The sequence below is a fragment of the Bradyrhizobium nanningense genome, assembly GCF_004114535.1.
Lineage (GTDB): Bacteria > Pseudomonadota > Alphaproteobacteria > Rhizobiales > Xanthobacteraceae > Bradyrhizobium > Bradyrhizobium nanningense.
In genome coordinates this window covers 16554-36308 of sequence record NZ_LBJC01000020.1, presented here as the reverse complement: position 1 = coordinate 36308, position 19755 = coordinate 16554, and the positions used below count along the sequence as shown (strand labels likewise).

Sequence of the window (19755 nt, the reverse complement as noted above, 5' to 3'; positions counted from 1 at the left end):
AAGCTAAACCGCGATCAACTCGGAGCCTTCCGATGCCTCCCACCATCACCGCCTTCGAATCCTCGCCCGACCGCGGCAGGGGCCACGCGCGCGACATGCGCGTGCGCTGGGCACTGGAAGAGGTCGGCCAACCTTACGACGTTCGCCTCCTCTCCTTCGCGGCGATGAAGGCGCCCGCGCATCGCGCGCTGCATCCGTTCGGGCAGATCCCGACCTATGAGGATGGCGATCTCGCCTTGTTCGAGTCGGGCGCCATCGTGCTGCACATCGCCGAGCGCCACGATGGCTTGCTGCCGAAAGATGCCAATGCGCGCGCCCACGCGATCGCCTGGATGTTCGCCGCGCTCAGCACAATGGAGCCGCCGATCGTCGAGCTCACCATGGCCATGCTGTTCGAGCGCGACAAGAGCTGGTATGCGGAGCGGCTCCCCATGCTGCAGGAACGCGTCCGGACCAGGCTTGGCGAACTGTCCCGCCACATCAGTGATGCCGACTGGCTCGACGGCGCGTTCAGCGCCGGCGATCTCCTGATGGTGACGGTGCTGCGCCGGCTGAACAATTCGGGTTTGCTGGACGGCTATCCACTTGTCGCCGCCTATGTGGCCCGCGGCGAGGCGCGGCCGGCGTTCCGGCGGGCGTTCGATGCGCAGTTGGCGGTGTTCACCGCCGCATCGCGCTCGTAGGGTGGGTTAGCTGCGCGGCGGCGCGAAGCGGAGCCCGCGCGGCGTAACCCACCGCTTCTGTTACCGCGGACGCTGAAGTGGTGGGTTACGCCGAGCGATTACGCTTCGCGCAATCGCAGGACTAATCCTCAGTAGGACTAACCCACCCTACGCACCGCCCTACCGCATCGTGATCGCAAGGCCGCTGAGATCTGCGTTCGCCATCAGGCCGACCTGCGTTCCCGACAGCTCCAGCACAGCGCCCTTCTGGTTGGTCAGCACGATGGCGCGGGCGCCGGCGCCGACGGCAAGGCCGGCACCGGCGGCGCCATAGACCCCGGCGACGTCGGAGGGACGGTTGATGTTGCTGACGCGGCCGCGCAGCACGGTCTTGGAGCCTCCGAAGACGAGGCCGTAATCGAGGCCGCCGGTGGAGAGCCCATAGGTGCGGCCGCGGAAGCTGAGGACTCCGCTCCCGCCAGAGCCGCCGATGATCCAGCCCGCCTTGTAGATCGTCAGCGTCACGAAACCGCTGTCGGCCTCTGCCGCGGTCGAAAGTCCGGCCAGGGCGGCAATGGCGACCAGCGCGGCGCGAAGGGTGGATGCGAGCTTCATGGGGGTCTCCGGGGGGCTATTTTTTAGGGGGGACTCGAATCAGACGCGGCGAATGTATCTGATTGATCGGGGCGGCAACATGATGGGGGCGGCGTCAGTCGGGTTGTTCGCCAGACACTCAGCTGTCATCGCCCGGTTCAACCGGGCGATCCAGTATTCCAGAGGCCTTCGTCGGAGGGCTCGCTCTCGCCACGTCTGCCGCGGCGTACTGGATGCCCCGGTCAAGCCGGGGCATGACGACGGAGTGAGGGGCCATCGTCGAAGCCAACCGCATCATGCCATTCTGCCCCTGTCTTGCCCGACGGAGCAAATCCTCATTTTCGCTCTTCCCGAATTTGAAAAGCTCAATGATTTCCATCTCATGCCTACTGTGCATGGGGTTGTTTTCGCATTTTTTGGTTTGAGCGCCCCTCGCCTGCGGCTACCCTCAGGCCTTAGCGAACGTCTTTCGAGGTGATCCCATGCCGATCCAGCATTTCGCGCCCCCGCCGCACGTCAAGGCGCCGCCGCTGTCCTTTGCGACGCGCGTCGGCGATCTCCTGTTCGTCTCGGGCATTCCCGGCTTCGACGTCAATGGCGCGCTGCCTGATAGTTTCGAGGCGCAGTTCGCCAATGTCGTCGTCAACATCAAGCGCGTGCTGGACGAGGCCGGCGCCGGAATCCGGGACCTCGCCAAGGTCAACGTGCTCCTGACCCGCGCCTCCGACGTCGCCGCCATGAATGCGCTCTATGCCGGCGCCTTCGGCCCGCCGCCTTATCCGGCGCGCACGACCTGCGTGGTCCATGCGCTGCCCGATCCAAAGATGCTGATCGAAATCGAGGCGGTGGCCTCGCTAGCGAAGTGAGCCGCGCCTTGCGCGTGTGACTTGCCGGGCACTCCGCCAAACCAAGTGCCCTGCGCAGTCTGACATATCCGTGAACGGCCGCTCCCCGGCTTGCAAAGGACCTGCTTTTACCGCACGAATTTTCGGGTCACTCTTCCCCACAAGGAGATATTCCATGCGTCGCGTTCTCGCGCTCTGTGCCGTTGCCGGCATCGCTTCGTCCGTGTTCGCCGGGCCCGCATCCGCGGCGGTCGGCTATTACGTGATCCGCTGGGACAACACCGGCATCTGCCAGGTCTGGAACGAGGACCTGAAGTACAAGCCGTTCCAGTTTGGCGTGTCGACCTACAAGGTGGTCAGCAAGCCGCTGCCGACCTTCCAGGCCGCGTCCGACCTCCAGATCAAGCTGCGCGCCGAACGCCGCTGCACGCTCTAGGCTTGACGCGACAAGACGGATTTCAAGGACGGATCGCGCAAGCGGTCCGTCCTTTTCTTTTTGCAGGACCGCGGATTTGTCCCGCCGAAGTCAGCCATGGCGCGCGCGTTCTTTGAACCTGATCAACACGTCCAACTACTCACATCTTGTCCGGCGCGCATCCCCAAAAGCGTCCGGCACCAGCCCTCCCCGTCATTGCCGGGAGGCGCATCACATCATTCATTTCGAGGAGCTAATCATGCGTCGTATTTCCCTGCTGTGCGCTGCCGCCGGACTTGCCGTCACCTCGTTCGTCGCGGCGAGCCCCGCGGAGGCCAGCTATCACCTGATCCGCTGGCAGGACACCGGCTTCTGCCAGATCTGGGACGAGAGCATCCCGACCACGCCGTGGCCCTCCGACTATTCCCGCGTCAGCGCGAGCGTGCCGACCCTTGGTGACGCGCTCATGTTGAAGGATCATGCGTTGAAGAACGGCCACTGCAGCTGGTAATTCGATCGGCGGACGAAGGGCGGGCAAGGGCGCCAGCGTCCTTGCCCGCTCGTTTTTGATGAGACGCTCTCACGCGTCCTTGTGCGCGCCGGGATGGATCAGGACGTCGCGGGCGGCGGCGAGGTCGATGAAGGCTTGCGTGCTGCCGCCGTGGTCGGGATGCATGCCCTTGGCCGCGCGGCGATAGGCCTGGTTGATGTCCTCGCAGGTCAGCTGCACCGCGAGCGGCAGGCCCAGCATCTTACGGGCGCGATCCTCGCTGGAGAGCTGCTTCGGCTTGGCGTTGCGGCGGCCGAAGCGCGGCGCGGTCAAATCATGGACGACCTCGAGCACCACGCCGAGACGGCGCTGCGCCGCCAGCGTGACGCCGTCGTCGTCATTGTCGACCGCCTGGCGCAGCACCGGAAGCGCCTGCTCCGCCGCCTGACGCAGCGTGGGGTCAACGCTCATCCGCGCGATCTCGGCCACGAGCCGGACCGCCTCGGCGAAGTCGGCCGATGGCGCCGACCGCAGCCGTTCAAGGGCGAGTTTCCAGGAGTCGAGCCGTTCCATCATGCGCGCAACGTTTAGCAATCGAGATCAGTATGCCAAGGCTGCCGTTTCCGACCCCTTAATTTCGAGTTAGCGTTTCGTGAAACTTCGACAAGAAATCGGGAGGAAAATGTCATGGCATTGCTTGCAAACCACATCGCCGTCGTTACCGGGGCCGGTTCCGGCATCGGCCGCGCGATCGCCGCCGGCTATGCGCGGGAAGGCGCGCAGGTGGTGCTGCTCGACGTCAATTCCGAGACCGTCGCGGAGGCCGCCCGGGAGATCCGAAAATCGGGCGGCACGGCGGAGAGCTTTGCGCTCGACGTGACCCGGCGCGAGGATTGCTTCGCGCTGGCAAAGCAGGTCGCGGACAAGGTCGGACAGGTCTCGATCCTCGTAAACAATGCCGGCATCACCCGCCGCAACGCCTTCACCGCCGAGACGGAGACGGTGGCGAAGGACTGGAACGACATCATCTCGCTCAACCTCAACGGCGTCTTCAACATGACGCAGGCCTTCCTCGCACCCTTGCGCGCCAGCAAGGGCCGCATCGTCAATATCGGCTCGATCCAGTCCTTCGTGCATCTGCGCACGCCGAGCTCGGCGGCCTATACGACCTCGAAACACGGCGTGCTCGGCTTCACCAAGGCGCTCGCGGTCGAGCTCGGCAAGGAAGGCGTGCGCGTCAACGCGATTGGGCCGGGCTTCATCGAGACCAACATCAACGCCAATGTGCGCGCGACCAATCCGGCGCTGGTGCAGGCCTTCGTCGACCACACCCCGCTGGCGCGCACCGGCAAGCCCGAGGATATCGTCGGACCCGCGCTCTTCCTCGCCTCGGATCTGTCGGCCTATGTCACGGGAACGATCGTGATGGTGGACGGCGGCTATCGGACGGTGTGATCAGAGGTTCTCACCATTTGCTCGGTGTCATCGCCCGCGAAGGCGGGCGATCCAGTATTCCAGAGACGACAGTGAGACGCCGAGAGTCCGCGGCGTACTGGATCGTCCGCTTTCGCGGACGATGACACCGTATTTGCCGCGCGAGATAGGTCCGCATCACCATTCACCTCCTGCCAATCGCGGCGGCTTCGCGGCATTCCCGAGGTCATCTGGTGCTGACCGCGGAGAATTAACCTTTCATTAACCAAACCCGACCACCGTAGATCCACGGCTTGGGGGTCGTTTGTTCTCGATCCGCTTCCAACGATGGAAGCGGGCGTTGATCGGGGAGTGTATTGATGACCACTGTTCATGTCGCTGCGTCCGAGCCGGGCGCGCAATTTCTTGCTCCTAACCAGATCGTTCCGCTTCTGATCGGCGCCACGGTCGACGAGGTCGAGCGCGAGCTCGTGCTCCAGACGCTCGCGCGCTGCGACGGCAACCGTACGCGCGCCTCGCGCGTGCTCGGCCTGTCGGTACGCACGCTGCGCAACAAGATCAAGCTCTACGCCGCCTCCGGCATCGACGTGCCCGCCTACCAGGATTAGCGTCCGAGAAGTCGCCGCCGAACCAGTCCGCCGACGATGACCGCCAGCGCGATCATCGCGACCGAGGCGGCGATGATCTCGACCGCACGGAGGAAGAAGGCCGTCATGACAGCCCATGACGGCTGCGGCTCCTCGGCGAATGCGACCGCCACGACGTCGGGCACCAGTTGGTGAGCGACGCCGAGCGCCGCTGCAAGGACGACGGCGAACAGGCAAAAGACTTTCCACGCGGCGCGCATCGGTCGGTCCTCGCGAGAGTTGGGTCTGGCCGTGGGATCGATGGCACAGGGCGCGTGCCGCCAATTGATGTTGATCAAGCCCGGCGTGCCGCGCGGGCGGAATTGCTGCTGTCGTCAAACGCCGCTAAGTAACTTGCTTCCGGTCAAGGGAGCAGCGGCGTGGCAGACGATCAGGGACGACGGCAGGGACCTCAAGGACCGCGCGGACGGCAGGGCGAGCCGGGACGGCCGGGACCGCAGGGTCATCCGGGCCGGCGCGGCCCCGACGGCACGCGTGGCAAGCCGGGTCCGCAAGGCAAGCCGGGGCCGATCGGAAAGGCGGGACCTCAGGGCAAGCCCGGTCCGCAAGGCAAGCAGGGCGAGGCCGGCCCGCGCGGGGCAATCGGCGCGCAGGGGCCTGTTGGACCGCAGGGACCTGCGGGGCCGCAAGGCCCGCGCGGCGAGCCGGGACCTGCCGGTCAATTACCCTCGATCGAACAGGTGCTGCCGTGGCTCGATCAACTGTTCGACGCCTGGGACGAGCGCCGCCGCCAGCGCGAACGTGAAGCCACCGAGCGCGAGGCACTCGCAGCCGCCGTGCAGGAGCCCGACGCAGCGATCGTCGACAACGAGAGCGACGACGGCGATGGCGACGAGCCCAGGAAAAAGAAGAAAAAGAAGAAGCACGGCCAGAAGGATTAGAAGTAAGCGGCAAGTTGGTTGCGTGCCCCGGACGCAGCGCGGCATGCAATGCTGCGCGGCTGAGCCGGGGCCCATCTAACCAGGAGCTTAACTTGCGATTTTCTGGGCCCGGCTCTGCGTCGCAGCGCTGACTCGCTGCGCCGCGTCCGGGACACGAGCCTCGGTTCAGGCCGATGGATCATCCTTGTGCGGGAGCATGCCCATGCGCTCGAACTGCCAGCGCATGGCGCGGTACCAGAGATAGCCGACCGCCGCGCCGCACAGGGCCAGGATGATCACGCTCGCGCGCGAGGCCGAGCCGCTCCACCACATCATCCACGCCGTCCATAGCAGCGTGAAAACGATGGCACCTGCTTTCAGAGGAAGTAGGGGGCGGTTCATGGTCGTGCTCCGGGCTGTCAAAACCCCGGCAGACATCATTGCGGAGTCAGGCGCCCCATACCGTGAGCCAGATCACGGAACGAGTGGCCGGCGCCCACTAACCGAAGCGCAGCCGCGAGCGCTCCCTGGCCCTCTCCGCCTCGACCTCGCGGTCGCGCGCCGGCGCATGGGTATGCAGCGAGCTCAGCAGTTTTCGCGCGGCCTCCGAGACCTCCGCCACGGCACGGTCGAACGCCGCCTCGTTGGCCTGCGACGGCTTGTTGAAGCCGGACAATTTTCGCACGAATTGCAACGCGCTGGCGTGGATCTCATCCTTTGTCGCCGGCGGCTCGAAGTTGAACAGCGTCTTGATGTTGCGGCACATGCAGGCCTCTCTCCGGATGTTTCCATGAAGACGATCGGCGGAGCCGAAATCCTACATCCTTCCCGGCATTTCTGCTAAGTTCCGTCCTAACGCGGCCGCCGACGACGAGCCGCAACGGGGAGAGAAACATGAAAGCCACTTGCGCGGCGTTGTCGGCCATCCTGCTATCCGTCTCGACATCCGTATTGGCCGCAGATTATCCGGCCCCGAAGCAGGGCGACTGGATCGCCAAAGATTTCAAGTTCCACACCGGCGAGATCATCCCGGAGCTGAAGCTGCACTACACGACCGTCGGCGAGCCGACCGGCCAACCGGTGCTGGTGCTTCACGGCACCGGCGGCTCGGGCGCAAGCATGCTGTCAGCGGCCTTCGCGGGCGAATTGTTCGGCTCTGGGCAACCGCTCGACGCCTCCAAATATTACATCATCATTCCCGACGCGGTCGGCCATGGCAAATCGTCAAAGCCGTCCGACGGCATGAAGACCGGCTTTCCGAAATACAATTACGACGACATGGTCGAAGCGCAGCATCGCCTGGTGATGGAAGGCCTCGGCGTCAAGCATCTGCGGCTCGTGATCGGCAATTCGATGGGCGGCATGCAAACCTGGCTGTGGGGCGAGAAATATCCGAAGGAGATGGACGCGTTGGTGCCGATGGCTTCGCAGCCGACCGAGATGGCATCGCGCAACTGGATGATGCGGCGGATCATGCTCGACACCATCCGCAGCGATCCCGAGTACAATGGCGGCAACTACACCAGCCAGCCGCGCATGATGAAATACGCCGTCACTGCCTACGGCATCGCGAGCATCGGTGGAACGCTGGCCTATCAATCGCAGGCGCCGACCGCGGCCAAGGCCGACAAGATGGTCGACGACCGACTGGCGGCACCGATCACGGCCGATGCCAACGACTTCGTCTACCAGTGGGAGTCCTCGCACGACTATAATGCCGGCGAGAAGCTGGAAGCGATCGAGGCCTCGCTTCTGCTGATCAATTCCGCCGACGACGAGCGCAACCCGCCCGAGACCGGTATCACGGACGCAGCGATGAAGCGGGTCAAGAACGGCAAGCTGTATCTCATCCCCGCAAGCACCGAGACGCGCGGCCACGGCACCACCAGCAATGCAAAGTTCTACAGCGAGCAGGTCCGACAATTGCTGCAGACCGCACCGGAGCGGACGATGTAAGACGGCAGACCACTCATATCGCAACGCATCATGTGCGGCGTCTCGGCGCCGCATATTATTTGAGCATGCAATGCGCCGACAGCTCGGGCTTAATCGCGTCGACGATACGAATCGAGGCGCGGAACAATGGCGCGCCACGGCACGACACGCGATGGGGGAGGATCGCATGCACAGGTTCGCACTGTGCGTTTGGCTGGCCGCGCTGACGAGCGCTGCGTTCGCGTTTGACAACGGGCAGTACGATCACGTCCCGCCCGACATCCGTTCCTGGTTCAAGAGCGTGATCGCGCCGAACGGCGTGCCCTGCTGCGACATCTCCGACGGCCATCGCACCGACTACGACGTGCGCGCGGGCCGCTATTGGGTGCCAATCGAAGGACAATGGATGGAGGTGCCCGAGCGCGCCATCATCCGTGACCGCGGCAATCCGGTCGGCGAGGCCGTCGTGTGGTATGTTCACCACCGCGGAGCCATCATCATCAGCTGCTTCGTGCCGGCGGATGCCGTGTAACGCGTCTTTATCGATTCCATTGGCTGGCGGCGGCCCGATCGGGTAGGTTGCCGCCAATCCGATGCGGAGGCACGCCGTTGACCGATCTTTGCGCCGAAGACCTCGCCACCTTCTATGCCAAGCCGAGCCCGCGCGTGATTGCGAAGGCGCGTCCCGCGATCGACGCGCATGCGAAGAAATTCATCGAGATGTCGCCGTTCTGCGTGCTCGCGACATCGGGCAGCGATGGCAGCGTCGATGCCTCACCGCGCGGCGGCGGCATCGGCTTCGTCCACGTCGCCGGCCCCAACCAGCTATTGATGCCCGACCGCTCCGGCAACAACCGCATCGACAGTTTTCGCAACGTCGTCGAAGGCTCGGGCTTCGTGCAGCTGTTGTTCTTCGTCCCCGGCATCGACGAGACGCTGCGCGTCGGCGGACGCGGCACGCTGTCGGCCGACCCGGGTCTGCTCGCGTCCATGGTCGAGTTCGATAAGCCGCCGCGCGCGGTGCTGAACGTTGCCGTCAACGAAGTCTATTTCCACTGCGGCAAGGCGCTGATGCGCTCGAAGCTATGGTCGTCGGAGAAGGTGCAGCGCTCGGTGATGCCGAGCATCGTCACGGTCATTCACGACCAGACCGGCCTCGGCGAACCGGCGAGCCAGGAGACCGTGGAAGAGATTTACAAGACGCAGTTGTGAGCGCTGCTACAATGACGGTGTCGTCCCGGACAAGCGCAGCGCAGATCCGGGACCTCCGCGCGAGCGCTTGCGCTCGTCGCGATAAGCCACAGGGAGGCGTTTGGCGAAGATTCGGAGTTACCAGCCTCGCGCCACACTCCTCCCTGGAGTTATGGGTCCCTGCTTTCGCAGGGACGACACCGAGTGTGTGGCAGCGCTAGCGCGTCGAATTAATGCCCCTCGCCCTCGAGCCCGCCGACGTGCTTCTGGGTATAGAGTTCGAGGCCGATGCGGCCGATCAGGTCGAGCTGGGTTTCGAGGAAGTCGATGTGGTGCTCCTCGTCGCTCATCAGCTTCTCGAACAGGTCACGCGTGACATAGTCCTTGGCGCCGTGGCAGTAGGTCGCCGCTTCCTGGTAGAGCGCCCGCGCGCTCATCTCGGCGGCGAGGTCGCACTCGATGATCTCCTTGACGTTCTGGCCGATGCGCAGGGGATCGAGCACCTGCATGTTCGGGAATCCGTCGAGGAACAGGATGCGTGCGGTGAGCTTGTCGGCATGCTCCATCTCCTCGATGGACTCCTTGCGCCAGACCTTGGCCATGTCGAGCAGGCCCCAATTGTCGAGAAAGCGGTAGTGCAGCCAGTACTGGTTGATCGCAGTCAGTTCGTGACGCAGCGCCTTGTTGAGATAGTCGATAACTTTTGCGTCGCCCTGCATGATTCACTCCAGCTCTTGCAGTCCAAATCGGTCCTAACCGACTTTAGAACGTTTCTAAGTCAGTTTGCGGATGAGGGCAACTGGCTACCGAGAACGCAGCCGGGGAAAAGCTCAGCCAATCCGGCGGGAAGATTTCAGCAGGCTGCGAGGGCGAACTGGGCGGGCTCGGCCGTCTCGTCATTGGCGGCCACCGTGTGGTTGTGCGGGCAGCCGGTACAGCAGGACTGGGCGCAGGGGCCAAGCGCTTCGTCGATGATGGTCTTGATCGTCCGCGCGCAGCGGCCGCATTCGGCGCTACAGCCGAGGCATCCATAGACCTGCTTGGCATGGCGCACGGCGTCGTCGGACTCGGCGACGGCGGCGCGGATGTCGTCATCGCTCAGCACATTACAGGAACAAACGATCATGGAAGCGGCAGGCCCTTCGGTGATGCGACATCATCGATATTTAACGAGCCGGCCGGATGCAAAAGGAAAAACCGGTATTTGAAGCTATTCCAAACTGGCCCATTGGCAACCTAGAGCGGCTTCAAAACCCGGCGTTGCGCTGAATCAAGATTAGAGCGGATCTAGTCGCCGCCGCCCCCACCACCGTCGCCGCCACCTCCACAATCCCCGCCACCACCGCTGCTATCGCTGCTGGAACAGCTGCCGCCATCTGTCGAACTCCCTGAACCGTCGCCGGAAAACCAGCTCCCCAGTGAGAACCCGTCATTCGTCCCGCTGCAGGAGGTGTCGCTGCTGCTCCCGCCGTCGCCACCAGCGCCGGCGCGCGAGCGTCGGCCGCGGTTCTGGAGGTGGGTCAACCAGCCATAGCCGATCGCAAAAACGATCCCGGCAGCGATCAATGCGTTTATCATCGCGTTGCCCATTATCGCCTCCCTGGCAGAGCCGCGGTCCATTGAATTGGTCGTGCCCGGCAAAGGTGCCGTTCATTGATCATTCAAGCGAAATATGGAACTCTCCCCCCAAAGGGTCCCAGAGTGTTTGTACGAAAGGTCAAGCCAATGAAGAAATTGCTCCTGGCGGTCGCCGCCGTCGCCACCTTGGCCGTTGCGGCCGGAACGCCGGCCCAGGCCCAGCGCGGTGTCGCCGCGGGCGTGGCGGCCGGGATCATCGGCGGCGCCATTGTCGGCGGCGCGCTGGCATCTCCGTACTATTACGGACCCGGCCCGGGCTATTACGAGCCGGGCTACTACCCGCCCCGCTACTATGCACCGGGTCCCGGCTATGTCGCTGACGACTATTATGGCGGCGGCTGCGTCTGGCAGAAGCAGCGCTTCTGGGACGGCTATGGCTGGCGCGTCCGCCGCGTCAGAGTCTGTGGCTGAGGCGCCGCGGGCAGGGTTCGTTTGGACCGGTTCACTACGGATGCGCTGTTCATCTCGGGGCCTGAAAAAGACCGCTTTTTCACGTCACAGCTCCGTGTGCGTTTACCGTGGGTTGACCAATTGCGCGCTTCCTAGCTGCACGGCCAATTCCCTCAGCGTGTGCGTGAACCTTTGAAACCCGGGCGCCTCTAACAAGAGGAACCCATCTCCCAGGAGAGCCAAGAGCATGAACAAGACTTTAGTTGCCGCCCTCACGGTTGCGACGATCGCCGGTTCGCTGGTTACCGCCACGCCGCCCGCGAAAGCCGGTGACGGCGTCGGCGCCGGCATCGCGGCCGGCCTGATCGGCGGCGCCATCGTCGGCGGCGCCATCGCGTCGAGCCGTCCCGCCTATGGCGGGCCCGTCTACGTCGCCGAGCCCCCGCCGCCCGCGCCATGCTACTGGCGCCGTGAGCGCTATTGGGACGGCTACGGCTGGGTGAGCCGTCCGGTCCGCGTTTGCTACTGATCTGATCGCACCGCGCTCACGAGCGTCGCGATTGAAGCCCGGCCGAGACCATCGGCCGGGCTTTTTCTTTTTGCCGCTGCGCTATCGCGCCGCCTGGATCGAGCGCAGCACCTCTTCGCTCGGCCAGCAATCGACCTTGAGCCCCGCCGATTTCTGATAAGCGCCCAGCGCCGCACGCGTCTGCATGCCGGCCTTGCCGTCGATCTTGTCCTTGTAGAGCCCGACGCGCGTCAGCCCGCGCTGCATGGTCTCGACGTCTTTCGTACGCAGCTGCTTGGAGGCCGACCAGGGCGTTGCGAACGGCAGCGGGCTCGTCATGCGGTCGCTGAGGTGGCCCACGAACAACACATAGAGGTCGGAGAAATTGTATTCCTTGATGACGAAGTAATTCTTCGTGGTCAGGAACGACGGGCCGTAGATGCCCTCCGGCTGCAGCAGCGAGGCCGGCTGCGCCTGCTCCGCCGCGCTGAGCTTTTGGCCGCGCACCGGCACAAAACCTTCGCGCAGCCACTGGCCGATCGGCTTCGTCACCTCGGGCACGCCAAGCGTGCAATCGATCTTCGCGGGCGCCTGCACTTCGTAGGCCCAGCGCACGCCGGTCTGCCAGCCCTTGTTGACAAGCTGTTGCGCGGCCGAGGCCAGCGCATCCGGCACCGAGTGCCAGATGTCGATGCGGCCGTCGCCGTCGAAATCGACGCCGTGCTTGTAATATTCGGACGGCAGGAACTGCGTCAGCCCGGTGGCGCCGGCCCAGGACGAGCGCATCTCCTTGCGCGTCACCACGCCGTCGCCCAGGATCTTCAGCGCGAGGATGAACTCGGTGCGGTACTGATCCTTGCGGCGCCCGACATAGGCCTGCGTAGCCAGCACGCGGACGAGATCGTAAGGCAGCGTGTAGCGGCCATAATCGGTCTCGCGGCCCCAGATCGCGAGCATCACGGTCGCCGGCACGCCTGACTTCTTTTCGATCTCGCTCAGCGCGGCGCGATATTTTTGCAGCAGCCGCTGTCCCTCGCCCGCGAGCCGCGCGATCGAGGCTTCCTTGACATAATCAGCGGGCACCTGCACGAACTCGGCCTGCGATGGCGCGCCAGTCGCGGGACGCCCGGGCAAGATCAGGTCGGGTAGCTTGTAGTCCGGCTCGAGACCGCGCGTCTGCTCGTCGAACGTCGTGCGCGAGACGCCTTCTGCCTGCGCCTCCGGCCAGAGCGAGGCGATGAACTGGGTAAAGGCGGCGTCGGCCGAAGAGGCCGAAGTGGGCACGAGCAATCCGAGGAACAGAGCGGACGCGACGGCCGCCAAACTCGATCGGCTCAGCCCGTTCACGCGTCAGCCAGATCGAGACGTCGCTCTATTCGCTCAATGCGAACATCCATACGGTCGAGCCGGTTCGACATATTGGCGTATTGGCTCTCCAGATTGCCAATACGCTGCTTCATCTCACGAATATCATCTCGCACATCGTCGACGGCGCCGCGAATGGGACGCAGGAGCTCGAGGACCATGTTGTCAGGCTCAACCATCGATCCACTTTATCACGGACCTGACCTGATGAAAATGCCAGCCAACGCCCCCGGAGGTGGCCGGCGTGCCGACATCACCGCGTCAGCTTCTTGTACTTCATACGGTGCGGGATGATGCTGTCCTGGCCGAGCCGGCGCATCTTGTCCTTCTCGTAGTCCTGGAAGTTGCCTTCGAACCATTCGACGTGGCTGTCGCCTTCGAAGGCCAGGATGTGGGTCGCGATACGGTCGAGGAACCAGCGATCGTGGCTGATGATGACGGCGCAGCCGGCAAAGTCCTCCAGCGCCTCTTCGAGCGCGCGCAGCGTGTCGACGTCGAGGTCGTTGGTCGGCTCGTCGAGCAGCAGCACGTTGGCGCCGGACTTCAGCATCTTGGCCAGATGCACGCGGTTACGTTCACCGCCGGAGAGCGCGCCGACCTTCTTCTGCTGGTCCGCGCCCTTGAAGTTGAACGACGAGCAGTAGCCGCGCGAATTCACTTCCTTCTTGCCGAGCAGGATCAGTTCGTTGCCGCCGGAGATTTCCTCCCACACGGTCTTCTTGCCGTCGAGCGCATCGCGCGACTGGTCGACATAGCCGAGATGCACGGTCTCGCCGACCGTGATCGTGCCTGAGTCCGGCTTCTCCTGGCCCGTGATCATCTTGAACAGCGTGGTCTTGCCGGCACCGTTGGGACCGATGACGCCGACGATGCCACCGGGCGGCAGTTTGAAGGTGAGATTGTCGATCAAGAGGCGATCGCCGAAGCCTTTGCTGAGCCCCTCGAAATCGACCACGTTGGCACCGAGCCGCTCGGCAACGGGAATGATGATCTGCGCGGTCTGGGTCTGCTTCTCGCTCGCCTGCTTGAGCAGCTCCTCATAGCGCTGGTAGCGGGCCTTGGACTTGGCCTGGCGCGCTTTCGGCGAGGACGCGACCCATTCCTGCTCGCGGGCGAGCGTCTTCTGGTGGGCGGCGTCCTCGCGTCCTTCCTGCTCCAGACGCTTCTGCTTCTGCACCAGCCAGGACGAGTAATTGCCCTCGTACGGAATGCCGCGGCCGCGATCGAGCTCGAGGATCCAGCCCGTGACGTTGTCGAGGAAGTAGCGGTCGTGGGTGACGATCAGGATCGCGCCGGGATAGTTGCGCAGATGCCCTTCCAGCCACGACACCGACTCGGCGTCGAGATGGTTGGTGGGCTCGTCCAGCAGCAGAAGCTCGGGCTGATCGAGCAGCAGTTTGCACAACGCGACGCGGCGACGCTCACCGCCGGAGAGCTTGGTCACGTCGGCATCGTCGGGCGGGCAGCGCAGTGCGTCCATGGCCTGGTCGACCTTGCTATCGAGATCCCAGAGGCCCTGGGCCTCGATCTCGTCCTGCAGCTTGGTCATCTCGTCGGCGGTTTCCTCCGAGTAGTTCATCGCCAGCTCATTGTAGCGATCGAGGATCGCCTTCTTCTTGGCGACGCCCTGCATGACGTTCTCGCGCACCGAGAGCTTCGGATCGAGCTGCGGCTCCTGCTCGAGATAGCCGACGCGGGCGCCCTCGGCGACCCAGGCCTCGCCGGTGTATTCCTTGTCGAGGCCGGCCATGATCTTGAGCAGCGTCGACTTGCCCGAGCCGTTGACGCCGAGCACGCCGATCTTGGCGTCCGGGTAGAACGACAGATGGATGTTATCGAGCACCTTCCGGGTCGGGTAGCTCTTGGTCAGGCCCTGCATGAAGTAGATGAACTGGCGCGCCATCGGTCCCGAAAACCTTCGATTTGAGGAAATTTGCTTCGCCTGCGATGTAGCGATCCCGTCCCAAAAGGGCAACGTTTTCCGTCCGTTCACCACGGATGAATACGGACCGGACACCATCCGGCCATCGATCCGGACAATTGAAACCATCTTTTAATAAATCAGGCCGAAAGCTCGGTTTCGCGCGGAAACAGCGCCACCCGCTCAGAACGAACGGGAGCACAGCGAGGCCGCATCATGGCTCTGATCGAGACCCATTCTCTTCCTGTTCCGGCAGAAGCCGGCCACGTCTCCGACTTCGCCTCGGAGATCAAGGGATTCTGGAAGCGCTTCTTCGCCACCGCCTTCAATCCCTATCGGCCCGAACTGCACTACATGCGCGGCCCCGGCCCCGCCTGGCGCGCCAAGCACGGCATGGATGCGCCGTTCCGCCTGAAGCCCCGCGACCTCTGAGCGGCCTTTCCCTATCGGACTTTTGAAGACCGCAGCGACTTGCGCGCGGGTGCGATTGCGCGCAACCATGGCCTGATTTCGACGATGGCGCCCACCCGGCGCCCTCGCCTCTCGCCATGGATGAACGCTGATGAGCCGGCTGCGCTGTGCAATTCTCGACGACTATTTCAACCTCGCGCTCGACGCCGCCGACTGGCAGAAACTGTCCGACCGCGTCGACGTCACCGTGTTCAGCCATCCCTTTGCCTCCGAACACGCCGCGGCCAGCGCGCTGGCCGACTTCGAGATCATTTGCGCGATGCGCGAGCGCACCGCATTCCCCAAGAGCCTGTTCGAGAGCTTGCCGAAGCTGAAGCTGCTCCTGACCTCCGGCATGCGCAACGCCGCGATCGACATGGAAGCTGCCAGGGCGCGCGGCATCGTCGTCGGCGGCACGCAATATTCGCGTGACCCGACCGCACCCCTCGCCATGGGCCTGATCCTGGAGCTGACCCGCGGCATCGGCCGCGAGAATGCGCGCATGCATTCGGGCGAAGCCTGGCAGACCTTTGCCGGCGTCGAGATCGAGGGCATGACGCTCGGCATCATCGGGCTCGGCAAGCTCGGCAGCAAGATGGCTGGGATCGCCAAGGCGTTCGGCATGAATGTGATCGCCTGGAGCCCGAACCTGACGCCAGAGAAGTGCGCAGGCGCAGGCGTCGGCTACGCCACCAAGGAGGAGCTGTTCGCCAAGGCCGATATCGTCACCATCCATGTCGTGCTGAGCGAGCGCTCGCGTGGTCTCGTCAGCCGCGAGGACCTGGCCCGGATGAAGCCGACGGCTTTTCTCGTCAACACCGCGCGCGGGCCGATCGTGGACGAGCAGGCGCTGCTCGAAGCGTTGCAGCAGCGCAGGATTGCGGGCGCCGGCTTAGATGTGTTCGCAGTCGAGCCGCTGCCGGTCGACCATCCCTTCCGCAAGCTCGACAACCTCGTGCTGACGCCGCATCTCGGCTACGCCACCAAGGATGGTCTTGGCATCCATTACGGTCAGATGGTCGAGGCGATCGATGCCTTCACCAAAGGCAGTGATTTGCCGCGCAAGCTCGTCTGAAACGACGAAGGGCGTGCCGACGGCACGCCCTTCTGCAATCCAGTTCTCGCGAAGCCCTTAGCGCACGGTGACCGGCGCGGGCAGCGGCGGCACCACGGTCGGCTGCGTGCCCGGGACCGGACCAGCCTGAGCGGCCATCGGAGCCGGACCGGCAGCAGCACCGGAGGCGGGCGCCGCGGACGCGGTCGCCGTTCCCGGCGGCGGGCCGCCCGGCATCACGACCACGCGGGTGCCGACCTTGACGCGATCGAACAGGTCGGAGACGTCCTCGTTCAGCATGCCGATACAGCCCGACGAGACGAACTTGCCGATGGTCGAGGGCTGGTTGGTGCCATGGATGCGGTAGACGGTCGAGCCGAGATACATCGCGCGGGCCCCTAACGGATTGCCGGGACCGCCGGCCATGAAGCGCGGCAGATAGGGCTGGCGCTCGATCATCTCGGTCGGCGGATGCCAATCCGGCCACTCGGCCTTGCGGGTGATCTTCTGCACGCCGGTCCAGGTGAAGCCGTCGCGGCCGACGCGGACGCCGTAGCGGATCGCGCGGCCATTGCCGAGCACGTAGTAGAGATAGGTGTTCGGCGTATCGACCACGAGGGTGCCGGCCGGCTCCTTGGTCTGGAACGAAACCTCCTGGCGGCGCAGGTTCGGCGGCAACTGCGCCGGCGCAGCGTCGGGCTGCTCCTCGGGCGGCAGCGAGGCAATCGTCACGGGACGGCCATCGGTGCCGACGGGCGGCTGGCCGGCCTGGACCGCTCCGGTCGCGGCGGGACCGCCGACAGCCTCCGGCGGACGCACGCCGTCACCGGCGGGGGCCTGTCCCTGCTGATCCGGACGATTGGCATAGATCACCGGCGGCGGACCGGCGGGGCGGCCATAGCGGGGATCGTCGGGCGACATCACGGGGCCCTGCGGCTGGGCGGCCGAATAGACCGGCGGAGCGCCAGCGGGGCGGCCATAACGCGGATCATCCGGCGACATCACCGGCCCCTGCGGCGCGGCCGAGTAGACTGGGGGCGCGCCGGCCGGGCGGCCATAGCGCGAATCGTCGCCCGGGCCGGGCGGCGGCAGCGATGCCTGGGGCGCCGCGTCGTCTTCGTCATCCAGCGCGTCGAAATTGGGCGTGCGGTCGCCGGGCCGATATTCGGCCGGGGCGCCGTAGCTCGGGGCCTGCTGGACCGGATAGCTCTGAGCCTGCGCGAGCGAGGTTCCCGCCGCAGCGACTGTTGCCGCAGCGCATATCGTCAGAAAATGTTTGATCATCATCGCTCTTGTATAGTCCCCAAGCCCGATCGGACCGTTAACGGCCAGATGACGGAAGATAGCGGCACATTCAAGACATATCAGGCATATTTGCGCCGGTTTTGCCGATTTGTGATCCGCAAGACTACCGTTGCCCCGTTGCATCACGGGGCGGAAATCGCATCGTGTCGTGAATTGCCTGACACATCGGCCCCGAATTTAAGGGAACGGGTCGGAATCGTTGCGGTATGTTCGAATCAGCCTGATTCGCCGCCCATTTGAGCTCCCGATCTCCGCGCGGCGAACGCGGCAAACAGTACCGTCACCGCGTTCAGATGGCTCATGGGCCCTGGCACCCACGCCGCCGGGGCGGAAATTCGTAACCCCTCGATGCTTCCCGGCTTTCGCTTCCTGTTTGCCGCGATCCTGCTGTCAACCTCCATCCTGGTGTTCGGCCTGGGCGCCGCCGCGCTATTGCGGGCGAGCCACGAGCAGTATGCCAACAACTCGTCCTGGCTGAACGGGCCGCAGGAGCAGAGGTTCGCCCAGGCTCCCGAGCCTGCCCCGCCCGTGCTGGCGGTCCTTCGCGCCGAACCCGAGGTGATGGCCGAGCCGGAGCCGTCGTTGCGCGACCTCGTGCCGACCATTGGATTGCCGGCGAGTGAGCCTGAGCAAGCCGGCGCGCCGACAACCGAGGCCGAACTTCAGCCGCAGCTCACTCCGCCTCCGGCGGAAGCGGCGGCCGTCGAGCCGGTCCCGACCGAGACCACGGCGGAAGCCACCGTCCCGGCGTCCCCCGACACGCTCACCCCGGCCGATACCACGGCATCGATTCCCGAGATCAAGCCTGACATTCAGCCTGTCGCGGCCGCCAGCGAGCCGGCTCCCGCCAACTCCAATGCCGCCCCCGCCGCCTCGGCGCTCGAGATCGCCTCGGACAAGGTTGCGGCGCTGAACGCCCCGGCGACGACGGTCGTGAAGGACGTGCCGGCGAAGGCCAAGTCCGAGGCTAAGTCTGAGGCTAAGTCTGAGGCCAAGCCTGACAAGGCGGACAGCAAATCTGACGGCAAGGCGACGAAGCGGCAGGCGAAAGCGAAGAAGCGGCACCGCGTCGTGCGCCGTCCGCCGCCTCAGCAGTTGCAGCAGCAGCTCGATCCGTTCGGTCAGCAGCAGACGTTTGCGACGACGACGGCCACGAGGTCGCGCCAGTAATTTACGCCGGCCCGATCGCGATTGCCGGGCCGCCCTCCTGGCCCCATTCCGACCAGGAGCCGTCATAGAGCGCGGTGTCGGTGACGCCTAAGCGATAGAGCGCGAGCGTCAGCACGCCGGCGGAGACGCCGGAGCCGCAGCTGGTCACGATCGGCGCATCGAGCTTGACGCCGGCGCCGGTGAAGGCGGCGCGCAGATCCTCGAGCGGCTTCATCGTGCCGGTCGCGGCGTCGAACAGCAGATTGTAGGGCACGTTGCGGGCGCCGGGGATGTGGCCGGAGCGGATGCCCGCGCGCGGCTCGGGCGCGCGGCCCTCGAAGCGGTCGGCGGCGCGGGCGTCGATCACCTGCTCGGCACGGCTTTCGACGTTGGCGATCAGCTGCTGCATGCTGCGCACGCGCTTTGGATCGTAGCTCGCCTTGAACGTCGCCGGCTTCGGCTTCACCTCGCCACTCTCCACGGGGCGCCCCTCGGCCCGCCACTTCTTCAGGCCGCCGTTGAGGATGCGCACGTTGTCGTGGCCGAAGGCCAGGAACATCCACCACGCGCGCGGCGCGGCAACCCAGCCTCCGGCATCGTAGATCACGACGGTATCGGCGTTGGAGATACCGAGATTGCCGACGTCACGTCCGAACTGCTCGGCGCTCGGATACATGTGCGGCAGCGGGTTGGAATGGTCTGACACCGCATCGACGTCGAAGAAGGCCGCGCCCGGCAGATGCGCGGCGAGATAATCGTCCTTCGGCAGCGGCAGCACGCCCGGCAGCTTGAAGCTGGCGTCGAGAATCTTGACGTTGGCGTCGCCCATGTGGGCGGCGAGCCATTCGGTGGAGACGAGGGGGTCGGTGGCGGTGTCAGTCATTGATGTACTCTCCGGCAGC

Annotated in this window: 28 protein-coding genes; 15 read left to right on the top strand and 13 right to left on the bottom strand. The window is 64.9% G+C overall.

Annotated features, from left to right (window positions below; genetic code table 11):
- The first annotated feature begins 32 nt into the window (after positions 1 to 32).
- Positions 33 to 683: a glutathione S-transferase family protein gene (locus XH84_RS13135; RefSeq protein ID WP_164935967.1), complete on the top strand. Its 651-nt coding sequence runs from the start codon at positions 33 to 35 to the stop codon at positions 681 to 683.
- A 159-nt stretch (positions 684 to 842) separates the two neighbouring features.
- On the opposite strand, the gene XH84_RS13130 is transcribed toward XH84_RS13135, so the two are convergent.
- The gene (locus tag XH84_RS13130) at positions 843 to 1277 is read right to left on the bottom strand and encodes a hypothetical protein (protein WP_128917332.1); all 435 of its coding nucleotides are present in this window, start codon (positions 1275 to 1277) and stop codon (positions 843 to 845) included.
- Between the two features lie 461 nt (positions 1278 to 1738).
- Between XH84_RS13130 and XH84_RS13120 the strand changes: the two genes are divergently transcribed.
- The 3 genes from XH84_RS13120 (at position 1739) to XH84_RS13110 (ending at position 3027) form a co-directional block, all read left to right on the top strand.
- A complete protein-coding gene (locus XH84_RS13120; protein ID WP_128917334.1) occupies positions 1739 to 2122 on the top strand; it encodes a RidA family protein in 384 nt (127 codons plus the stop codon).
- Positions 2123 to 2276: 154 nt separating this feature from the next.
- Entirely contained in the window at positions 2277 to 2537 is a 261-nt protein-coding gene (locus XH84_RS13115; protein WP_128917335.1) for a hypothetical protein, read from the top strand.
- A 238-nt stretch (positions 2538 to 2775) separates the two neighbouring features.
- On the top strand, positions 2776 to 3027 hold the full coding sequence (locus XH84_RS13110; RefSeq protein WP_128917336.1) for a hypothetical protein: 252 nt from the start codon (positions 2776 to 2778) through the stop codon (positions 3025 to 3027).
- A gap of 69 nt (positions 3028 to 3096) precedes the next feature.
- Here the strand turns inward: XH84_RS13110 and XH84_RS13105 are convergent, their stop codons facing one another.
- The gene (locus tag XH84_RS13105) at positions 3097 to 3582 is read right to left on the bottom strand and encodes a J domain-containing protein (protein ID WP_128917337.1); all 486 of its coding nucleotides are present in this window, start codon (positions 3580 to 3582) and stop codon (positions 3097 to 3099) included.
- A gap of 111 nt (positions 3583 to 3693) precedes the next feature.
- Here XH84_RS13105 and XH84_RS13100 point away from each other — a divergent pair, with 111 nt between their 5' ends.
- Together XH84_RS13100 and XH84_RS13095 are read left to right on the top strand one after the other, a co-directional pair.
- Positions 3694 to 4461, top strand: coding sequence for an SDR family NAD(P)-dependent oxidoreductase (locus XH84_RS13100; RefSeq protein ID WP_128917338.1), 768 nt, complete (start codon positions 3694 to 3696; stop codon positions 4459 to 4461).
- Positions 4462 to 4799: 338 nt separating this feature from the next.
- The gene (locus XH84_RS13095; RefSeq protein WP_128917339.1) at positions 4800 to 5048 is read left to right on the top strand and encodes a helix-turn-helix domain-containing protein; all 249 of its coding nucleotides are present in this window, start codon (positions 4800 to 4802) and stop codon (positions 5046 to 5048) included.
- Here XH84_RS13095 and XH84_RS13090 read toward each other — a convergent pair.
- Positions 5045 to 5287, bottom strand: coding sequence for a hypothetical protein (locus XH84_RS13090; RefSeq protein WP_128917340.1), 243 nt, complete (start codon positions 5285 to 5287; stop codon positions 5045 to 5047). The two genes, XH84_RS13095 and XH84_RS13090, sit on opposite strands and share 4 nt — an antisense overlap.
- Positions 5288 to 5446: 159 nt before the next feature.
- On the opposite strand from XH84_RS13090, the gene XH84_RS13085 reads away from it, so the two are divergent.
- Complete coding sequence (locus tag XH84_RS13085) at positions 5447 to 5968, top strand: collagen-like domain-containing protein (RefSeq protein ID WP_128917341.1); 522 nt, start codon at positions 5447 to 5449, stop codon at positions 5966 to 5968.
- A gap of 165 nt (positions 5969 to 6133) precedes the next feature.
- Here XH84_RS13085 and XH84_RS13080 read toward each other — a convergent pair whose 3' ends face one another.
- On the bottom strand, positions 6134 to 6349 hold the full coding sequence (locus XH84_RS13080) for a hypothetical protein (RefSeq protein ID WP_128917342.1): 216 nt from the start codon (positions 6347 to 6349) through the stop codon (positions 6134 to 6136).
- 97 nt (positions 6350 to 6446) lie between these two features.
- Positions 6447 to 6713, bottom strand: coding sequence for a DUF2277 domain-containing protein (locus XH84_RS13075; protein ID WP_128917343.1), 267 nt, complete (start codon positions 6711 to 6713; stop codon positions 6447 to 6449).
- Positions 6714 to 6841: 128 nt separating this feature from the next.
- Here XH84_RS13075 and XH84_RS13070 point away from each other — a divergent pair, with 128 nt between their 5' ends.
- From XH84_RS13070 to XH84_RS13060, 3 genes are all read left to right on the top strand, one after another.
- A complete protein-coding gene (locus XH84_RS13070) occupies positions 6842 to 7903 on the top strand; it encodes an alpha/beta fold hydrolase (RefSeq protein ID WP_128917344.1) in 1062 nt (353 codons plus the stop codon).
- A gap of 166 nt (positions 7904 to 8069) precedes the next feature.
- Positions 8070 to 8414, top strand: coding sequence for a hypothetical protein (locus tag XH84_RS13065; protein WP_128917345.1), 345 nt, complete (start codon positions 8070 to 8072; stop codon positions 8412 to 8414).
- A 77-nt stretch (positions 8415 to 8491) separates the two neighbouring features.
- Positions 8492 to 9094 carry an MSMEG_1061 family FMN-dependent PPOX-type flavoprotein gene (locus tag XH84_RS13060; protein WP_128917346.1) on the top strand — a complete coding sequence of 201 codons (603 nt, stop codon included), beginning with the start codon at positions 8492 to 8494 and terminating at the stop codon, positions 9092 to 9094.
- A 209-nt stretch (positions 9095 to 9303) separates the two neighbouring features.
- Here XH84_RS13060 and bfr read toward each other — a convergent pair whose 3' ends face one another.
- The 3 genes from bfr to XH84_RS40740 form a co-directional block, all read right to left on the bottom strand.
- Positions 9304 to 9792, bottom strand: a complete 489-nt coding sequence (bfr, locus tag XH84_RS13055) for a bacterioferritin (RefSeq protein ID WP_024339472.1) — start codon at positions 9790 to 9792, stop codon at positions 9304 to 9306.
- A 134-nt stretch (positions 9793 to 9926) separates the two neighbouring features.
- On the bottom strand, positions 9927 to 10199 hold the full coding sequence (locus XH84_RS13050) for a (2Fe-2S)-binding protein (RefSeq protein ID WP_128917347.1): 273 nt from the start codon (positions 10197 to 10199) through the stop codon (positions 9927 to 9929).
- Between the two features lie 161 nt (positions 10200 to 10360).
- Positions 10361 to 10663 carry a hypothetical protein gene (locus XH84_RS40740; protein ID WP_128917348.1) on the bottom strand — a complete coding sequence of 101 codons (303 nt, stop codon included), beginning with the start codon at positions 10661 to 10663 and terminating at the stop codon, positions 10361 to 10363.
- Positions 10664 to 10798: 135 nt separating this feature from the next.
- Between XH84_RS40740 and XH84_RS13040 the strand changes: the two genes are divergently transcribed.
- Together XH84_RS13040 and XH84_RS13035 are read left to right on the top strand one after the other, a co-directional pair.
- Positions 10799 to 11122, top strand: a complete 324-nt coding sequence (locus XH84_RS13040; protein ID WP_128917349.1) for a hypothetical protein — start codon at positions 10799 to 10801, stop codon at positions 11120 to 11122.
- 226 nt (positions 11123 to 11348) lie between these two features.
- Complete coding sequence (locus XH84_RS13035) at positions 11349 to 11630, top strand: hypothetical protein (protein WP_128917350.1); 282 nt, start codon at positions 11349 to 11351, stop codon at positions 11628 to 11630.
- An 81-nt stretch (positions 11631 to 11711) separates the two neighbouring features.
- Here the strand turns inward: XH84_RS13035 and XH84_RS13030 are convergent, their stop codons facing one another.
- The 3 genes from XH84_RS13030 to ettA all read right to left on the bottom strand — a co-directional run bounded on the left by XH84_RS13030 (position 11712) and on the right by ettA (position 14877).
- Entirely contained in the window at positions 11712 to 12899 is a 1188-nt protein-coding gene (locus XH84_RS13030) for a lytic murein transglycosylase (RefSeq protein WP_245471747.1), read from the bottom strand.
- Positions 12900 to 12952: 53 nt separating this feature from the next.
- A complete protein-coding gene (locus XH84_RS13025; protein WP_128917352.1) occupies positions 12953 to 13153 on the bottom strand; it encodes a hypothetical protein in 201 nt (66 codons plus the stop codon).
- Between the two features lie 74 nt (positions 13154 to 13227).
- Complete coding sequence (gene ettA / locus XH84_RS13020; protein ID WP_128917353.1) at positions 13228 to 14877, bottom strand: energy-dependent translational throttle protein EttA; 1650 nt, start codon at positions 14875 to 14877, stop codon at positions 13228 to 13230.
- A gap of 234 nt (positions 14878 to 15111) precedes the next feature.
- Between ettA and XH84_RS13015 the strand changes: the two genes are divergently transcribed.
- Complete coding sequence (locus XH84_RS13015) at positions 15112 to 15327, top strand: hypothetical protein (protein WP_063201904.1); 216 nt, start codon at positions 15112 to 15114, stop codon at positions 15325 to 15327.
- A gap of 130 nt (positions 15328 to 15457) precedes the next feature.
- Positions 15458 to 16420 (top strand): D-2-hydroxyacid dehydrogenase family protein, encoded by a 963-nt coding sequence (locus XH84_RS13010; RefSeq protein ID WP_128917354.1) that lies wholly within the window; start codon positions 15458 to 15460, stop codon positions 16418 to 16420.
- A 57-nt stretch (positions 16421 to 16477) separates the two neighbouring features.
- Here the strand turns inward: XH84_RS13010 and XH84_RS13005 are convergent, their stop codons facing one another.
- Positions 16478 to 17683 carry a L,D-transpeptidase gene (locus XH84_RS13005; protein ID WP_164935968.1) on the bottom strand — a complete coding sequence of 402 codons (1206 nt, stop codon included), beginning with the start codon at positions 17681 to 17683 and terminating at the stop codon, positions 16478 to 16480.
- A 321-nt stretch (positions 17684 to 18004) separates the two neighbouring features.
- On the opposite strand from XH84_RS13005, the gene XH84_RS13000 reads away from it, so the two are divergent.
- Positions 18005 to 18874 carry a hypothetical protein gene (locus XH84_RS13000; RefSeq protein WP_128917356.1) on the top strand — a complete coding sequence of 290 codons (870 nt, stop codon included), beginning with the start codon at positions 18005 to 18007 and terminating at the stop codon, positions 18872 to 18874.
- A 1-nt stretch (position 18875) separates the two neighbouring features.
- On the opposite strand, the gene sseA is transcribed toward XH84_RS13000, so the two are convergent.
- Positions 18876 to 19736, bottom strand: a complete 861-nt coding sequence (gene sseA, locus XH84_RS12995; RefSeq protein ID WP_128917357.1) for a 3-mercaptopyruvate sulfurtransferase — start codon at positions 19734 to 19736, stop codon at positions 18876 to 18878.
- Between the last annotated feature and the right edge of the window lie 19 nt (positions 19737 to 19755).